Genomic DNA, 16,993 nt, shown 5'->3' on the forward strand with positions numbered 1-16,993 from the left:
GGTGCGCGCTGCCGTCGCCCCGAACCCCGGGGCGACGGCAGCAGCGGCAGCGGCAGCGGTTCAGCTCAACCCGCCTCAGCCCAGCTGGGCGAGCCCCTCGGTGGCGATCCGCTCGAAGACTCCCTGGTCGGCGGCGAAGTCGGAATCGGGGATCGGCCAGTGGATCACGAGCTCGGTGAAGCCGAGCTCCTGGTGGCGACCGACGAAGTCGACGAAGGCCGCCACGGACTCCAGCGGCCGTCCCCGGTCCGGGGTGAAGCCCGTGAGCAGGATCTTGTCCAGCTCTGCCGGCTCCCGGCCGGTCTCCGCACACGCCTTGCCGAGCTTCTCGACCTGTCCGCGCAGAGCCTGCACCGACTGCTCCGGGGTGCCCTCGTCGAAGATCTTCGGGTCACCGGTGGTCACCCATGCCTGCCCGTACCGCGCGGCGAGCTTCAGGCCGCGCGGGCCGGTCGCGGCGACGGCGAAGGGCAGCCGGGGCCGCTGGACGCACCCGGGGATGTTGAAGGCCTCCTCCGCCGAGTAGAACGTGCCCCGCTGCGAGACGGAATCCTCGGTGAGCAGCCGGTCGAGCAGCGGCAGGAACTCCCCGAACCGGTCGGCGCGCTCCTTGGGGGTCCACGGCTGCTCCTGGCCGAGCACCGTGGCGTCGAAGCCGTTGCCGCCGGCGCCGATGCCGAGCGTGATCCGTCCGCCGGAGACGTCGTCGAGGGAGATCAGTTCCTTGGCGAGCGTCACCGGGTGGCGGAAGTTCGGCGAGGTGACGAGGGTACCCAAGCGAATACTTTGCGTCACCACCGCTGCGGCCGTGAGCGTGGGAATGGCACCGAACCACGGCCCGTCCCGGAAGGTCCGCCAGGAGAGGTGGTCGTACGTGTATGCGGCGTGGAACCCGAGTTCTTCGGCCCGCCGCCAGATCTTCTGTCCTTCGCCCCACAGGTGGATGGGAAGGATCACTGTGCTCAGACGCATGACTCCGACGATACGCGGGCTTCCCGCTGCCACGGATACGCCGACGGAGCAGATTCGGGAAGCCACGCCGACGTCGCGATGGGGGCCGCTACCGTGGCCTCATGAGCACGTGGAGTAAGGCTGAACTCGCGGCCATGGTCGATGAGGCGACGGTCGACGCGTACGGCGAGGACGAACAGCTGACCGGCCTGTTCACCATGCTTGAGGAGCACGTCAACGTGCCTTTCACGACCACGGTTCTCGGCATCGAAGTAAGGGTGCGGGGCATCGACCTCACGCCGGACGGCAGGATCGTCGCGCTGTGCTCTCGCGGCCGCGTCCGGCAGTCGATCGGAATCCTGGAGCTGCCATTGCCCAGCCCGGCGCCCGAGGGCGCGGAGTGGATCGAGGCGTACCGCCACTGGGCCGGTTGAGGCCGGACACCTCCCACTTCACGCGGAACCGGCTTGCATGGAAGGGTTGAACGTGGCTAACGCCGTACAGGGCGCACATCAGCGCGGTGAACCTTCGCTGACCGATCTCATCGAGCGCAGTGCCGAGTTGAAAGGGAAACTGGTCGCCTTCGCTCAGAGCGCACGCTTCGACCGGTGGTTGACCCCCCTCCTGCTGGAGGCCGCTGGGCCCGCACGGCAGCTGGACGAGGGCGACGCGATCCGGATCACCGACCGCTTCATCCTGAGGTACCGCCTGCCGGACGGTTCGACCGTGGTGGACCGCTTCGTCGCCGGACGGAAGGACTTGACCGCGGTCGACCGGGAGATGCTGCTCGGCTGGCGTGACCCGGTCGAGGGCATCTTCGAGATCCAACGTAAGGAAGGGGATGCCGTCGTCCTGCTGAACCTGGTCGATGACCTGGAGTACCGCACGTACTCGAATGTCGGGCGGGCGGCGTTCGGTGGAGTGTCCAGGGGAGGATTCCTCCACACCTGTCTGGTATCTGTTCACTCGGCCGGCGGGGCGTGGCTGGTATCCGGGGCGATGTCGTACTACCCCAAGTCCAGCGCTACCGAGATCGCCCAGGCGGCGCTCGAACTGGCCACCAACCAACCAGAACTCGTCTTCCGCAACCCCGAGAAGATCGAGCAAGGATGGCAGCGGATGCGGGAGGACCGAGCCGCGTTCGTCGAATTCTGCGGCGGCGACGAACTGGTCCTTCCGCCTGCCGAAGCCGAGGACCGCCTCAACGCCTACTACCGCCACCGCCAAGAGGCCGCCGTCGCCGGACAGCCCGACTGTGCCCGGGGCAGGCGGCTCCCCGGCCTGGACCTGCCCTTCTTCGAACTGCCGCGGGAATTGGCGAACTCGGACACCATCGGTGTCATCTACGACCAAGTAGACGGGCTCAACTTCTACGCGGACTACGGGATGCTGCGGGACCTCTTCGCGGACCCCGCCCTAGCGGGCCGCAAGCAGCACCAGGACCTACTGCGCACGTACCTGCGCGAGGAGTCGATCGCACCACTGCCGATCCGCCGACTGGCCGCCGCTCACCCGGAGACAGCCGACGCGGTGTTCCGGAAGCTCCTGCGGAAGCCCGGATTCAGCTGGAGCGAGCACGGCGAGGCGCTGCTGCGCCGACGCAAGCCCTGGTACTACGAGAGCGAGCCCCGTCCGGGCGTCTCCGTGATCGGCGACCGCCTCAGTGGGCTCGCCGCCGCCCGCCGGTAGCCACCGTTCACGGGGGCTCGGCGGCTGCCACGCAAGCCCGACCACCCGTTGGATGAACCAACGGGCCCGGAGAGGTGGCTCGCGGGGCAGTTGAAGGGCCGACCCACTCACTTGCGGTCCGATCGCGGCCATCGCGGGCTGCCGCGGTCCTCGAAGCAGCCAGGGCCAAGCTCGACCCCACCCTCGGGGCGGCTCTCAAGCCAGCGACCAGGCGCCCGCACTCGGAGCGGCAGCGAGTTAATAGGCAATGTACTACACTTCTGGTATGAACACGCCCCGCCCTGGCAAGACCCGAGTCACCAGCGTCTCCCTGCACGCCGAGACCTTGGAGGCAATTCGCGCACGCGCCGGCAAACAGGGCGTCTCCTCTTATATCGAGGAGGCCGTACAGCGGCAGCTCCAGCGCGAAGCCATCGACGAGTACATCACCGCCGCCGAAGCGGAGCACGGCCCTGTCGACCCGGCCGAGGTGTCGGCCAAGGCCGAGCGCATCCGCGCCCACCACGCTGCCCAGCGCGACGACTCCGCTCCAGCGGACGCTGCATGAGCGGGACTCTCGTTCTCGACAGCGAGGCCCTCTCCAAGCTCTCCCGCCGGCACCGCGACATGACCGTGTGGCTGGACGTCGCCCGCAGCCTGGACCTGCTCGTCGTGACGAGCGCGGCCACGCTGGTGGAGGCACGCGACCCGAAGGTGCCGCAGGCGGCGTTCGACCATGCCGTTTCCCTGACCAAGGTGCGCCCCGTCACGGAGGAGATCGCACGTGCGGCCAGCAGACTGCTCGCCGCCGAAAGCCTGCACGGCCACAAGTACGCCATCGATGCGATGCTCGCGGCTACGGCTCACTTGGAGCACGGCGCCGTCACTGTCATCACGAGCGACACCGATGACCTGCGCCGACTGTGCCACCCTCGCATCGCCGTCGAGCCGATCTGAGCGCCCACGTCGGCCCTTGCTGCACCCTTGCCGCGTTTCCGCAGGCCAGCGGGCCAGACGGAGCGCCAGCGGAAGCCCGCCCAGGCGGATCGCCAAGGCCTCGGCCTCCCGGATGGCCCGCGCACCGACCGGACTACCTGGATTCTTCGGACTGATGCGGGATATAGCTCAGGTGGTCCCGCGGGGAGCCGGTGGCGTTGCTCCAGGAGCATTGCGGCAGAACCCGCCACCTCGACAACCGCCATCCGGAGCGTGGCAACGTCGCCGTCGTGACAGCGATACCCACGCCAGCTGCATCACTGCAGCACGATGACCCAAGCCGATCTGGCACCCTTCGGCACTCCCTCCTCGGATCCTCGCCAGGTTGTCGCAGGTCAGGCCATGATGCACGAACGAGGCTTGACTGAGGTGACGAGCGTGCCGAGGCGCAGCCGCTCCGTGGCCGTCGCGGCGGCCGTGAGTGTCGGCAGAGCGCCGAACCACGGCCCGTTCCGGAAGGTCCGCCAGGACAGGTGGTCGTAGGTGTAGGCCGCGTGGAACCCCAGTTCCTCGGCCCGCTGCCACTTGGCGCGACCTCCCTCGTGCCAACGGTCGACGGGCAGGATCACGGTGCTCAGGCGCAGACTCATGCCCCGAGCCTACGTCCGCCCAGCAGCGGGGTGTCGGCATCCCCGGCGACACGGCCGGATCGATCCGACACCGCACGGCTCGCCGGAGGACCGGACACCGTCACGTCCCGCTCTGGGCCTTGCTCCGCCATAGGGCCAGCAGGACGGCAGAGTAGGGGCGGGCCGGAGCCGCGATGCTGCCGGCGTGGGCCAGGGCGTCGGCCGCGTCTGCCAGGACCTCGCCCACGAGCACCGGTTCGCGCTCCGGGTGGTAGGTGTCCGCCCGTTCGCACGCCGTGCACAGGGCCATGGCCAGGCTCGCGACCCACCTGGCACGCGGGCCGCCGCAGGCGTCGCAATCCACCGCGCGGACTGAAGGGATGAGCACGTCGCCCCCGTGTGACGTCGTCGGAACCGGCACCGAGCCGGCAGCGCGAACAGCAGCGGAACCGGCGAGGGGATCCTTCCACCGCCCACTGACAACCATGTCGCGATGTTTCACGTGAAACATCGCCCGGGCCACGGTCGCGATGTTTCACGTGAAACATCGCCGGCCCTTGGCATGGGCGAAGATGGAGCCGTGACCTCGGCTCCCCAGCGCCCGGACGGGCCAACCCCCGCGACCCGGCTCATCGCCACCGACCTCGACGGCACCCTGCTGCGCGACGACAAATCCGTCTCGGAGCGCACCGTCGCCGCCCTCGCCGCCGCCGAGGAGGCCGGCATCGCGGTGTTCTTCGTGACCGGACGCCCGGCCCGCTGGATGGGTGTGGTCAGCGACCACGTCCAGGGCCACGGCCTGGCCATCTGCGCGAACGGCGCCGCCGTCGTCGACCTGCATGCCATCGACCGGCACACCACCGACCAGCCGCCCACGGGCCGGGAGTTCGTCCAGGTCAGGCCGCTGCCCCGGATCACGGCACTCAAGGTGGTGGAGGCCCTGCGAGGCGCCGCCCCCGGTACCTCCTTCGCCGTCGAGCTGACCACCGGCATCAACTACGAGCCGCAGTACCCGCCGTTCTTCCAGGACCCTGGCGCCAATGTCGCCACCGCCGAGGAGCTGCTCCACGAGGCCACGGACGACGATTCGGCACCCGTGCTCAAGGTGCTCGCGCACCACTCAGAGCTGGCTCCGGACGAGTTCCTGGCTCTGGCCCGCTCCGTCGCCGGCGCGTTCGCCTCGATCACCCGCTCCAGCCCGACCTCCCTACTGGAGATCAGCGGCCCGGGGGTCTCCAAGGCGAGCACCCTGGCACTGTGCTGCGAGGAGCGCGGCATCTCCCCGGCCGAGGTGGTCGCCTTCGGCGACATGCCGAACGACGTGGAGATGCTCGGCTGGGCCGGCACCTCGTACGCGATGGGCAATGCCCATCCGGATGTGATCGCGGCCGCGTCGGGCCGTACGGTCGCCAACAACGAGGACGGCGTCGCCCTGGTCATCGAGCGCATCCTGGCCGAGCGGAGCGCCCGGACCCAGGCTTAGCCACGGCGGGGCGCACCTACAGCGCGGCGCAGCCACATCGCGACGCATCCACATCGGAGCGCGGTTAGAGCGGGGCCTCCCACACCAGGGTGGTCCCGCCGCCCTCCTCGCCGAGACCGGGGCCGTACGAGCTGGATCCGCCGAGCGATTCGGCCCGTCGGCGCAGGTTCCGCAGCCCGCTCCGCCGCCCGCCCTCCGGGATGCCCACCCCGTCGTCGGCCACCTCCAGCCGGACCCCGGGACGCCCGTCGGCCAGGCTGACCGTGGAGTCCAGCACCACCTCGATCCGGGACGCCTCCGAGTGCCGGAAGGCGTTCGACAACGCCTCGCGCAGGGCCGCGATCAGGTTCTTCCCGACGAGCTCGCCGACGACCGCGTCGATCGGTCCGAGGAAGCGGTGCGCGGGCTTGAAGCCCAGCGGCACGGCAGCCATGTTGATCTCCCGCAGCACCCGGGTGCGCAGCCCCGAGGGGGCCTCCGCCGGCCCCTGCTGCAGCGCGAAGATCGCGGTGCGGATCTCCTGGATCGTCACGTCCAGCTCGTCCACGGCCTTGCCGACGCCTTCGCGGACCTCCGGGACGATGGAGCGGCGCTGGGCGCCCTCCAGCATCATCCCGGTGGCGAAGAGCCGCTGGATGACCAGGTCGTGCAGGTCGCGGGCGATGCGGTCACGGTCCTCGAACACCGCGAGGCGCTCCCGGTCCCGCTGTGCCTCCGCCATCATCAGCGCCAGGGCCGCCTGTGAGGCGAACTGCGTGGCCAGGGTCCGCTCAGCCTCGGTGAACGGGCGCTTCCCGCGCGCCCGCGGCGTGACGAGGGCCCCCAGCACCCGACCCCCGCTCTGCAGCGGAAGCATCATGCAGGCCCCGTACTGGCTGGTCAGGCGGCTGATCATGCGCGGGTCCGAGGCGGCGTCGTCCACGAAGACCGGCTCGCCCTCCAGCAGCCGGGCCACCACGGGGCTCTCGGCCGGGATGACGACGCCGAGGGAGGTCGCCGGGTTCTCCGCGGAGACGGCGACGATCTCCATCCCGCCCTCCTCGGCCGGCAGCATCACGATCCCGGCGGCCGAATCGGCGAGCCTGCGGGCCTGTTCGGCGACGACCGCGAGCGCGTCGTCCGCGTCCCCGCCCGACAGCAGGGCCGTGGTGACGGCGACCGAGCCGTCGATCCAGCGCTCGCGCTGGGTGGCGGCCTCGTAGAGCCGGGCGTTGCCGATGGCGATGCCCGCCTCGGTCGCCAGGACCCGGACCATGTGGACGTCGTAGTCGTTGAACTCGCCGCCCCCGTTCTTCTCCGCCAGGTAGAGGTTCCCGAAGATCTCTCCCTGGACGCGGATCGGAACGCCGAGGAAGGTCTTCATCGGCGGGTGATGGGCGGGGAAGCCCGCCGAGCGCCGGTCCTTGCTCAGGTCGGCGAGGCGGACCGGGTCGGGGTTCGAGATCAACGCGCCGAGCAGGCCGCGCTTCCCGTCCGGGCGGTGCCCGATCTTCTTCGCCAGCGCGTCGCTGATGCCGAAGGTGACGAAGTCCGAGAGCCCCGGACCCTCGGTGTCGACCACGCCGATGGCCGCGTAGCGGGCGTCCGCGAGCTCGGCGGCCGTTTCGCAGATCCGGTCCAGCGTGGAGTGGAGCTCGAGGCCGGTACCGACCGACCGCATGGCCTCCAGCAGCTGCGGCACCCGGGCCGTGAGCTCGGTGGACAGGCCCTGGAGACTCCGGGTGGCGGCGGTCGCGGCCTCCATCGGGTCGGGCGATTCCGGCGAGGGCTCCGGCGGGTACTCGGGCGATTCCTGCGACTCCTGCGCTGACATGCCCTTGAGCCTAGTTAGTCCCCTTTAGCGAGGAAAGTCGAGCCTGCCCGGAGCCGCACGTCAGGTCCGCTTCCCGCTCCCGTTCCAGCAGCCCGCGCAGCGGGCCGGGAGCCGCCGCCAGCTCCGCGTACGCACCACGCTGGACCACGGCGCCGCCGTCCAGGACGAGCACCTCGTCGACCTCTTCCAGGCCGGCCAGCCGGTGCGTGATCAGCACGGTGGTGCGGCCCTCGGTCGCGGCCAGCAGGTCCGCGGTCAGCGCGTCGGCGGTGGCCAGGTCCAGGTGCTCGGCCGGCTCGTCCAGGACGAGGACCGGGAAGTCCGCGAGCAACGCCCTTGCCAGGGCGAGACGCTGGCGCTGACCACCGGAGATCCGCTCACCGTGTTCGCCGACCAGGGTGTCCAGCCCGTCCGGGAGCCCCTCGGCCCACTCCAGCAGCCGGGCCGCGGCAAGGGCCTCCCGCAGCCGACCCTCGCTCGCCCCCGGGTCGGCCAGGCGCAGGTTCTCGCGCACCGAGCTGTCGAAGATGTGCGCGTCCTGGGCACACAGGCCCACGACCCGGCGCACGTCGTCCCCGTCGAGGGCGCGCGCATCGGTCCCGCCCAGGGTGTACGAGCCTTCGTGCTGGTCCAGGAAGCGCAGCAGGACCTGCGCCAGCGTGGTCTTGCCGGCTCCCGAGGGCCCGACGACCGCGATCCGGCGGCCCGCCTCCAGCGTCAGGTCGAGCCCGCTCAGCGCATCCTTCTCCTGCCCGGGGTGGCGGGCGGCGAGCCCCGTCAGCCGCAGCGGGAAGGGCGAGGCGGGCAGGGCTTCGGGCCGCTCCGGCTCGGTGACCGGGGCGGGCGTATCGATGACTTCGTAGACCCGCTCGGCGCTGCGCCGGACCCGCTGGCGGTACTGAACGGCCTGGGGAAGCCCGCTGACGGCCTCGAAGGCGGCCAGCGGGGTCAGGACGACCACCGCCATGGCCACCCCGGACAGCCGGCCCCCGGCGACGGCGTTCGCCCCGACGGCGGCCGAGCACACCACGGTCAGCCCGCTCACCAAGGCGGACAGCCCGCTCCCGAGCCCGGTGACGGCGGCCGCGCGGGCCGCGATCCCGGTCAGTGTGCGGTCGCTGTCCTTCGCGGCGGCCTTGCGCCCGCCGAGTGCTCCGGCGACGGTGAGCTCCGCGGTTCCGGTGAGCAGATCCGCCACACGGGTGGCGAGCTCGCCCCGGGCGGGCGCGAGCCGGCGCTCCGTCCGGCGTGCGCAGACCGCGCTGACGAGCGGTACCCCGACACCGGCGGCCAGCAGCCCGACGGCGAGCACCGCCCCGGCCCCGGGCAGCAGCCAGGCGGTGAACGCCACCGAGCCGGTGCCCACGAGCACCGCGGTGCCGACGGGCAGCAGCCAGCGCAGCCAGTAGTCCTGCAGGGCGTCGGCGTCGGCCACCAGCCGGGTCAGCAGATCCCCGCGCCGCTGGGTGCGCAGCCCGGCGGGCGCGATGCGCTCCAGCCGCTGGAACACCGAAACGCGCAGGTCGGCGAGCATCCGCAGGACCGCGTCGTGGGACACGAGCCGCTCCGCGTAGCGGAAGACGGCCCGGCCCATGCCGAAGGCCCGGGTCGCGGTGACGGCCACCATCAGGTACAGCACGGGGGGCTGTTCGGAGGCGCGCGAGATCAGCCATCCGGAGACGGCCATCAGCCCGACGCTGCACCCGACGGCCAGCGCCCCGAGGAACAGCCCGAGCCTGAACCGTCCCTGCCAGGCCTTGGCCACCCCCCGCACCCGCCTGAGCGGATCGCCCCCGCCGGTATCGCTGGCGCCGGCGTCGCCGCCGCCCGTACCGCCCGACCGCTCCGGAGCGTCCCCAAGGATCCATTCGCCGGGATCGCGCGGCGCCGGTCCCGCCCCCGTCCGTGCCGCCCGCACGGCGGGCAGGGGAGCGGCGGGGGAGGCTCCGGCAGGGCCGGCACCGACCCGCACCACCCGGTCGGCCAGTGCCAGCAGCGCCGGCCGGTGCACCACCAGCAGGACGGTCCGCCCGACCGCGAGGCGGCGTACCGCCTCCACCACGGCCGCCTCGGTCTCGCCGTCCAGCGCCGCCGTCGGCTCGTCGAGCAGGAGCACCGGCCGGTCCGCCAGGAACGCCCGCGCCAGCGCGAGACGCTGGCGCTGCCCGGCGGACAGACCGACCCCGCCCTCGCCGAGGAGCGTGTCCGCCCCGCGCGGCAGGGCCCGTACGAACTCCCACGCCCCGGCGTCCACGAGGGCGGCGGTGACCTCGGCATCGGCGGCGCCGGGCCGCGCCAGCCGTACGTTCTCCGCGATCGTCCCGGCGAACAGGTGCGGCCGCTGAGGTACCCACGCGATCCGCTCCCGCCACTGCTCGGGCGCCAGTCCGGCCAGGTCCGCGTCCCCGACCCGGACCCGGCCCGCACTCGGCGTCACGAAGCCCAGCAGCACCTGCAGCAGTGTGGACTTGCCCGCGCCGCTCGGCCCGGTGAGGGCCACGCATTCGCCCGGTTCCACGGTCAGCGAGACGGGTCCGGGGGAGTCCTCGCCACGCCCCTCGTACCGGACGGCCACCCCGTCGAGCTCGATCCGCAGTCCCGAGACCGGAACGGCGCCGGTTCCCCGCGAAGCGGCGACCGGGGTCTCCAGCACCTCGAAGATCTCTTCCGCCGCGGCCAGCCCCTCCGCCGCCGCGTGGTACTGCGCGCCGACCTGACGCAGCGGCAGGTACGCCTCGGGCGCCAGGACCAGGATGACCAGCCCGGTGTAGAGGTCGAGCTCTCCGTGGACGAGCCGCATGCCGATCGTCACGGCGACCAGCGCCACCGACAGGGTCGCCAGCAGTTCGAGCGCGAACGAGGACAGGAACGCGATGCGCAGGGTGCGCATCGTGGCCTGCCGGTAGTCATCGGTGATCTTGCGGATGGACTCCGCCTGCGCCTTCGCGCGGCCGAAGACCTTCAGGGTCGGCAGTCCCTCCACCACGTCCAGGAAGTGCCCCGAGAGCCGGGACAGCAGCCGCCACTGGCGGTCCATCCGGGACTGGGTGGCCATGCCGATCAGGATCATGAACAGGGGGATCAGCGGGAGCGTGACCACGATGATCGCCGCCGACACCCAGTCCTCGGTGACGATCCTCGCGAGCACCGCCACGGGGACGACGATCGCGAGCCCCAGCTGGGGCAGGTACCGCGAGAAGTAGTCGTCGAGTGCGTCCACTCCCCGGGTGGCCAGGGCCACCAGGGAGCCCGTCCGCTGTCCGCTCAGCCAGCCGGGTCCGAGGTCCGCCGCCCGCTCCAGCAGCCGGCCGCGCAGTTCCGACTTGACCGCCGCGCTCGCCCGGTGCGCGGCCAGTTCGGTGAGCCAGGCGACCAGACCCCGGCCGAGCGCCACCGCCGCGAGCAGCAGCAGGGGCGTCCGCAGGGCTCCGCCGTCCAGTCCGTCCTCGAAGGCGCCGACCACGATCTCGGCGATCAGCATGGCCTGGCCGACGACCAGCCCCGCCCCGGCGAGCCCGAGGGCCACGACCGCTCCCAGGAAGAGGCGGGTGGACCGGGCGTACCGAAGCAGGCGCGGGTCGATCGGTTTCACGTGAAACATCCCCCAGGCAGGAGCAGGCGGAGCGGAGCAGGCGAAGTGGGCGGGGCCGACTCAGTGCACGTCGACGATGTGCTGCGTGCCGATGCGCTTGCGGAACACCCAGTACGTCCACGCCTGGTAGAGCAGGACGACCGGGGTCGCCACCGCCGCGCACCAGGTCATGATCTTCAGGGTGTACGGGCTGGACGAGGCGTTGGTGACCGTGAGGTTCCAGGCGTCGTTCAGCGAGGACGGCATGACGTTCGGGAACAGCGTCAGGAAGAGCATCGCGACGGCCGCCGCGATGGTGACCCCCGACAGGCCGAAGGCCCATCCCTCCCGGCCCGCGAAGTTGAAGCCGAGGGCTCCGACCAGGGCCAGTACCGCCACGATCATGGCGATCAGGCTCCAGCCGTCACCGCGCGAGACCTGGGTCCAGATCAGGAAGGCGAGCGCCAGGACGGCGGTCACCACCCCGAGCTGCATGGCCAGCTTGCGCGAGCGGTCCCGGATGTCACCGACCGTCTTGAGCGAGGTGAACACCGCGCCGTGGAAGGTGAACAGGGTCAGGGTGACCAGGCCGCCGAGGATCGAGTAGACGCTGAGCAGGTCGAAGAAGGTTCCGACGTACTCCATGTCCTGGTCGATCTTCACTCCGCGCACGATGTTGGCGAAGGCCACGCCCCACAGGAACGCGGGGATCAGCGAGGTCCAGAAGATCGCGTGTTCCCAGTTGGTCTGCCACCTGTCCTCGGGCCGCTTGTGCCGGTACTCGAAGGCGACCCCGCGGATGATGAGGCAGACCAGGATGATCAGGAGCGGCAGGTAGAAGCCGGAGAAGAGGGTGGCGTACCACTCCGGGAAGGCGGCGAAGGTCGCGCCGCCGGCCGTGAGCAGCCAGACCTCGTTGCCGTCCCACACGGGTCCGATCGTGTTGATCAGGACCCGCTTCTCCGTGCGGTTGCGGGCCAGCAGCTTGGTCAGGACGCCGACTCCGAAGTCGAAGCCCTCCAGGAAGAAGTAGCCGATCCACAGAACGGCGATGAGCACGAACCAGACGTCGTGGAGTTGCATGGTGTGGTCTCCTCAGCCTCAGTACGAGAAGGCCATCGGCCGGTCGGGGTTCTTGTCGTCCCCGCCGATCTTGGTCGGCGGGTTGAGGTCGGCCTCGGTGAGCTCGGGCGGGCCGGCCTTCACGTACTTCACGAGGAGCTTGACCTCGATCACGGCGAGCACGGCGTAGAGCAGCGTGAAGCCGATCATCGAGGTGAGCACCTCACCCTGGGAGACGTTCGGCGAGACCGCGTCCCTGGTGCGCAGGACCCCGTAGACCACCCAGGGCTGGCGGCCCATCTCAGTGAAGATCCAGCCCCAGGAGTTGGCGATCAGCGGGAAGCCCATGGTCCAGAGCGCGATGATCCAGTACCAGTTCGTGAACTTGGGGCTCAGCGCCTTCTTGAAGAGGACCAGGTGCGGGACCTCTTCCTCACCGGTGCGCAGCCCCGGCGGCAGCATGAACTTCTTGCGGGTCAGCCAGAGCCCCAGCATGCCGACGCCGAGCGAGGCCATGCCGAAGCCGATCATCCAGCGGAAGCCCCAGTAGGCGACGGGGATGTTGGGCCGGTAGTCACCGGGCCCGAACTTCTCCTGCTCGGCCTTGTTGACGTCGTTGATGCCCGGGACGAACGAGGTGAAGTCGTCGTTGGCCAGGAAGGACAGCAGGCCCGGGATCTCTATGGCCACCGTGTTGTGGCCCTTTTCCACGTCGCCGTAGGCGAAGAGGGAGAAGGGCGCCGGCGCCTCGCCGTCCCAGAGCGCCTCGGCGGCGGCCATCTTCATCGGCTGCTGCTTGAACATGACCTTGCCGAGCAGGTCTCCGCTGATGGCGGTTCCCAGACCGGCGATGATCATGACGACCAGGCCGAGTCGCAGCGAGGTCCGCATGACGGGGATGTGCCGCTTGCGGGCGAGGTGGAAGGCCGCGATGCCGACCATGAACGCGCCGCCGACCAGGAAGGCTGCCGTCATGGTGTGGAAGAACTGGGTCAGCGCGGTGTTCTGCGTGAGCACCAGCCAGAAGTCGGTGAGCTCGGCCCGGCCGCGCTCGGGATTCATCCGGTAGCCGACCGGGTGCTGCATCCAGGAGTTCGCCGCGAGGATGAAGTACGCGGACAGGATGGTGCCGATCGAGACCATCCAGATGCAGGCCAGGTGGATCTTCTTCGGCAGCTTGTCCCAGCCGAAGATCCACAGGCCGATGAAGGTGGATTCGAAGAAGAAGGCGATGAGCGCCTCGAAGGCCAGCGGAGCTCCGAAGATGTCACCGACGAACCGCGAGTAGTCGGACCAGTTCATGCCGAACTGGAACTCCTGGACGATGCCCGTGACGACGCCCATCGCGATGTTGATCAGGAAGAGCTTGCCCCAGAACTTGGTGGCCTTGAGGTACTTCTCCTTTTCCGAACGCACCCAGGCGGTCTGCAAGATCGCGACGAGCGCAGCCAGCGAGATCGTCAAGGGAACGAAGAGGAAGTGATAGACGGTGGTAATACCGAACTGCCATCGCGCCAGGGTCTCTGGCGCCAAAGCTAGGTCCACGTCGTCGTCTCCTTCGTTTCGCCGTGGTCACAGCCGCAGTTTGCCTCTTGTATCCCACTCAATCCGGGAGGAAGCAGGACACGCTTGTGAACGCGTTCACATTCACAAGCATTATGTCGTACTGCTGTCGGCATCTTTCAGGGGGGTCCCCCCTAGCGAATAGATTCAACAGATTGTTGAATGCGACCCATGAAGATTCGATTCCTCTGGCCCGCCGGCCAGCTCATCGCAACGCTCGACGAGACCCCCACCGCCAAGGCGCTCGCCGACGCGCTCCCCATTTCCGCCGCCGCCAACACCTGGGGCGAGGAGGTCTACTTCGACACCGGCGTCTCCGTGGCGCTGGAGCACGACGCCCAGCAGGTCGTCGAGCCCGGCACGGTCGCGTTCTGGACCGAGGGCGACGCACTCGCGCTGCCCTACGGCCCCACCCCGATCTCGCGCGGCGGCGAGAGCCGCCTGGCGAGCCCGTGCAACGTCCTCGGCTCGTTCGACGGCGACCCCCGCCTGCTGGCCACCGTCCGCGACGGCGACCCCATCCGCGTGGAACTGGCCTGACCGGAACTGGCCTGACCGGAGCCGGCCCGACAGGAACCGGCCCGACCAGTGTCGGCCCGACCAGCCCCGGCCCGGCCGGCTCCCGGGAGCTCTAGAGCTCCTTGAAGAAAGCCTCCGCCGTGTGCAGGAAGAGGTCGTTCGCCTCGGGCTCTCCGATCGTGACCCGCAGGCCCTCGCCCGCGAAGGGCCGGACCACCACACCGGCCTTCTCGCAGGCCGCCGCGAAGTCGGCGGTCCGCTCCCCGAGCCGCATCCACACGAAGTTGGCCTGCGTCTCGGGCACCACGGTCCAGCCCTGGGCCAGCAGCGTCCCGTAGACCCGGGTGCGCTCACTCACCAGCGAGCCGACGCGGCCCATCAGCTCGTCCTCGGCGCGCAGCGAGGCGACCGCCGCGTCCTGGGCGAGCTGGCTGACGCCGAAGGGCACCGCGGTCTTGCGCAGCGCCGCGGCCACCGGCTCGTGTGCCACTGCGAAGCCGACGCGCAGGCCGGCGAGCCCGTACGCCTTGGAGAACGTACGCAGCACGGCGACGTTGGGGCGGCTGCGGTAGAGCTCGATGCCGTCCGGGACCTCGACGTCGCGCACGAACTCCTTGTACGCCTCGTCGAGGACGATGAGGATGTCGGAGGGCACCCGGTCCAGGAACCGCTCCAGCTCCGCACGGCGCACCGCGGTGCCGGTGGGGTTGTTGGGGTTGCAGACGAAGATCAGGCGGGTCCGCTCGGTGATCGCCTCGAACATCGCGTCCAGGTCGTGCACGTCCCCCTCGCCGAGCGGGACCTTGACCGAGGTCGCACCCGAGATCTGAACGATGATCGGATAAGCCTCGAAAGACCGCCAGGCGTAGATGACCTCGTCGCCCGGCCCCGCCGTCGACTGGATCAGCGACTGGGCGACACCGACCGAACCGGTGCCGGTGGCGATGTGCTCGACCGGGACCCCGAACCGCTCCGCGAGCTCGTTCACCAGCCCCGTGCACGCCATGTCCGGGTACCGGTTGAAGTGGCCGGCCGCTGCGACCACACTCTCCAGCACCCCAGGCAGGGGCGGGTACGGGTTCTCGTTCGAGGACAGCTTGAAAGCGACCGGGCCGCCCGCTGCCGCGGGCTTTCCGGGCTTGTAGGTGGGGATGCCGTCCAGCTCGGCGCGCAGCTTCGGGCTCTTCTCGCTCACCGCAGGTCCTCCTCGACCATCCCGTACGACGTCGCCGTCGACTCAATACTCCTCACCTTATGAGGATTCCGTCCATCCGAGAACGGCAGGCGCCTGGAATGCGGGAGAGCGCACGCATATATGCGTGCGCCGGTGGCCTGCGCCGTGGCGCGCGTCCCTCGTACAGGTGAGTTGAGCAGAGCCCGAAGGCGCACCGTTTTGGCATGCACGGTCCCGTCGACAAGGGCACCAGACACACTTCGGGACCAAACACCTTCGTTTCCAAGGTCATTGGGGGTGGCGAACCGTGCAGAATCGTGCCTGTCAACGCGTGCATATGCATCCGGACCGCCCTGCCCACCGAGCCCTACTATCGGCTCGCCATGACAGCAGCAGGGAAGCATCAGGTGAGCCGGACCGAGACCACCCGGCGGGCCGCCGGCCGACAAAGCCGGGCCGGCATCAGGGACGTGGCCGCCGCGGCGGGCGTCTCGATCACGACCGTCTCCGACGCCCTCAACGGGAAGGGACGGCTGCCGGACGCCACCCGCCGCCACGTTCGCGAGGTCGCAGACCGGCTGGGCTACCGCCCTTCCGCGGCGGCCCGCACCCTCCGTACCGGCAAGTCGGGCCTCATCGGCCTGACCGTGACGACGTACGGGGATGAACCTTTCACCTTCACCGAATTCGCGTACTTCGCCGAAATGGCCAGGGCCGCCACCTCCGCCGCGCTCGCTCGCGGCTACGCCCTCGTCATCCTCCCCGCCACCTCCCGACATGACGTCTGGTCCAACGTGGCCCTCGACGGCACCGTCGTCATCGACCCCTCCGACCACGATCCCGTCGTCACCGAACTGGTCCGCCAGGGTCTGCCCGTCGTCTCCGACGGACGCCCCGCCGGCTCACTCCCCGTCACCGCCTGGGTCGACAACGACCACGAGGCCGCCGTACTGGGCCTCCTCGACCACCTCGCCGCCGCCGGAGCCCGTCGCATCGGGCTGCTGACCGGCACCACCACCGACACCTACACCCGGCTCTCCACCACGGCCTACCTGCGCTGGTGCGAGCGCGTGGGCCAGGACCCCGTCTACGAGTCCTACCCCGCCCACGATCCGTGCGCCGGCGCCGTAGCCGCCGACCGACTGCTCGCCCGGCCCGACCGGCCCGACGCCGTCTACGGTCTGTTCGACCCCAACGGCACCGACCTGCTCGCCGCCGCCCGCCGCTACGGCCTGCGCGTTCCCGAGGATCTGCTGCTCGTGTGTTGCAGCGAATCCACCGTGTACGCCAACACCGAACCGCCCATCACCACCCTGTCCCTCAAACCCCGCCGCATCGGCACCGCCGTCGTCCAGCTGCTCATCGACGCCATCGAGGGCGTCGACACGGGCGGACCCGTCGAACAGGTCATCCCGACCGAGCTGATCATCCGTACCTCGTCCCAGCGCAGGCAGCCCCGTACGACCGTCAGCCCGCCCCGATCCCCGGCACAGGACTGACCACCACGTCGGCCCAACGGCGGGGCTTCCGGCCCCGCCGAGGATTTCAGCAACACCGATATCGGGAGAAAACGGCAGGAAGGACCGGCTCCGCTCAGGATTCACCACCCCTGGTGCGTCACAGA

General features: G+C 70.3%; 14 protein-coding genes and 1 pseudogene. 7 read left to right on the forward strand and 8 right to left on the reverse strand.

Translation table 11 applies throughout. From position 1 onward, the window contains the following. Positions 1 to 75 precede the first annotated feature (75 nt). The gene (locus ACODT5_RS37545) at positions 76 to 972 is read right to left on the reverse strand and encodes an LLM class flavin-dependent oxidoreductase (RefSeq protein ID WP_422523500.1); all 897 of its coding nucleotides are present in this window, start codon (positions 970 to 972) and stop codon (positions 76 to 78) included. A 101-nt stretch (positions 973 to 1,073) separates the two neighbouring features. Here ACODT5_RS37545 and ACODT5_RS37550 point away from each other — a divergent pair, with 101 nt between their 5' ends. From ACODT5_RS37550 to ACODT5_RS37565, 4 genes are all read left to right on the forward strand, one after another. Continuing rightward, entirely contained in the window at positions 1,074 to 1,385 is a 312-nt protein-coding gene (locus tag ACODT5_RS37550) for a hypothetical protein (RefSeq protein ID WP_422523501.1), read from the forward strand. 52 nt (positions 1,386 to 1,437) lie between these two features. Next, complete coding sequence (locus tag ACODT5_RS37555) at positions 1,438 to 2,640, forward strand: hypothetical protein (RefSeq protein WP_422523502.1); 1,203 nt, start codon at positions 1,438 to 1,440, stop codon at positions 2,638 to 2,640. A gap of 265 nt (positions 2,641 to 2,905) precedes the next feature. Beyond that, a complete protein-coding gene (locus ACODT5_RS37560; protein WP_422523503.1) occupies positions 2,906 to 3,187 on the forward strand; it encodes a hypothetical protein in 282 nt (93 codons plus the stop codon). Beyond that, complete coding sequence (locus tag ACODT5_RS37565; RefSeq protein WP_422523504.1) at positions 3,184 to 3,576, forward strand: PIN domain-containing protein; 393 nt, start codon at positions 3,184 to 3,186, stop codon at positions 3,574 to 3,576. The genes ACODT5_RS37560 and ACODT5_RS37565 overlap by 4 nt, the downstream gene beginning before the upstream one ends. 404 nt (positions 3,577 to 3,980) lie before the next feature. Here the strand turns inward: ACODT5_RS37565 and ACODT5_RS37570 are convergent. Together ACODT5_RS37570 and ACODT5_RS37575 are read right to left on the reverse strand one after the other, a co-directional pair. Continuing rightward, positions 3,981 to 4,205: pseudogene (locus tag ACODT5_RS37570) on the reverse strand (LLM class flavin-dependent oxidoreductase); the annotation flags it as partial. 100 nt (positions 4,206 to 4,305) lie between these two features. Beyond that, positions 4,306 to 4,572 carry a hypothetical protein gene (locus ACODT5_RS37575; RefSeq protein WP_422523505.1) on the reverse strand — a complete coding sequence of 89 codons (267 nt, stop codon included), beginning with the start codon at positions 4,570 to 4,572 and terminating at the stop codon, positions 4,306 to 4,308. Positions 4,573 to 4,746: 174 nt separating this feature from the next. On the opposite strand from ACODT5_RS37575, the gene ACODT5_RS37580 reads away from it, so the two are divergent. After that, complete coding sequence (locus tag ACODT5_RS37580; RefSeq protein ID WP_422523506.1) at positions 4,747 to 5,667, forward strand: HAD-IIB family hydrolase; 921 nt, start codon at positions 4,747 to 4,749, stop codon at positions 5,665 to 5,667. A gap of 64 nt (positions 5,668 to 5,731) precedes the next feature. On the opposite strand, the gene ACODT5_RS37585 is transcribed toward ACODT5_RS37580, so the two are convergent. The 4 genes from ACODT5_RS37585 to ACODT5_RS37600 all read right to left on the reverse strand — a co-directional run bounded on the left by ACODT5_RS37585 (position 5,732) and on the right by ACODT5_RS37600 (position 13,658). Continuing rightward, positions 5,732 to 7,411, reverse strand: coding sequence for a sensor histidine kinase (locus tag ACODT5_RS37585; protein WP_422525152.1), 1,680 nt, complete (start codon positions 7,409 to 7,411; stop codon positions 5,732 to 5,734). Positions 7,412 to 7,490: 79 nt separating this feature from the next. Next, a complete protein-coding gene (cydD, locus tag ACODT5_RS37590) occupies positions 7,491 to 11,072 on the reverse strand; it encodes a thiol reductant ABC exporter subunit CydD (protein WP_422523507.1) in 3,582 nt (1,193 codons plus the stop codon). A 60-nt stretch (positions 11,073 to 11,132) separates the two neighbouring features. Beyond that, the gene (gene cydB / locus ACODT5_RS37595) at positions 11,133 to 12,134 is read right to left on the reverse strand and encodes a cytochrome d ubiquinol oxidase subunit II (protein ID WP_422523508.1); all 1,002 of its coding nucleotides are present in this window, start codon (positions 12,132 to 12,134) and stop codon (positions 11,133 to 11,135) included. A gap of 18 nt (positions 12,135 to 12,152) precedes the next feature. Next, complete coding sequence (locus ACODT5_RS37600; protein ID WP_422523509.1) at positions 12,153 to 13,658, reverse strand: cytochrome ubiquinol oxidase subunit I; 1,506 nt, start codon at positions 13,656 to 13,658, stop codon at positions 12,153 to 12,155. A gap of 189 nt (positions 13,659 to 13,847) precedes the next feature. Here ACODT5_RS37600 and ACODT5_RS37605 point away from each other — a divergent pair, with 189 nt between their 5' ends. Then, positions 13,848 to 14,216 carry a cyclophilin-like fold protein gene (locus ACODT5_RS37605; RefSeq protein ID WP_422523510.1) on the forward strand — a complete coding sequence of 123 codons (369 nt, stop codon included), beginning with the start codon at positions 13,848 to 13,850 and terminating at the stop codon, positions 14,214 to 14,216. A 91-nt stretch (positions 14,217 to 14,307) separates the two neighbouring features. Here the strand turns inward: ACODT5_RS37605 and hisC are convergent, their stop codons facing one another. Beyond that, positions 14,308 to 15,390 carry a histidinol-phosphate transaminase gene (gene hisC, locus ACODT5_RS37610; protein ID WP_422523511.1) on the reverse strand — a complete coding sequence of 361 codons (1,083 nt, stop codon included), beginning with the start codon at positions 15,388 to 15,390 and terminating at the stop codon, positions 14,308 to 14,310. Positions 15,391 to 15,752: 362 nt separating this feature from the next. Between hisC and ACODT5_RS37615 the strand changes: the two genes are divergently transcribed. Beyond that, a complete protein-coding gene (locus ACODT5_RS37615) occupies positions 15,753 to 16,868 on the forward strand; it encodes a LacI family DNA-binding transcriptional regulator (RefSeq protein WP_243331194.1) in 1,116 nt (371 codons plus the stop codon). Positions 16,869 to 16,993: the final 125 nt, after the last annotated feature.

It is taken from the genome of Streptomyces tatrensis (assembly GCF_049310065.1).
Lineage (GTDB): Bacteria > Actinomycetota > Actinomycetes > Streptomycetales > Streptomycetaceae > Streptomyces.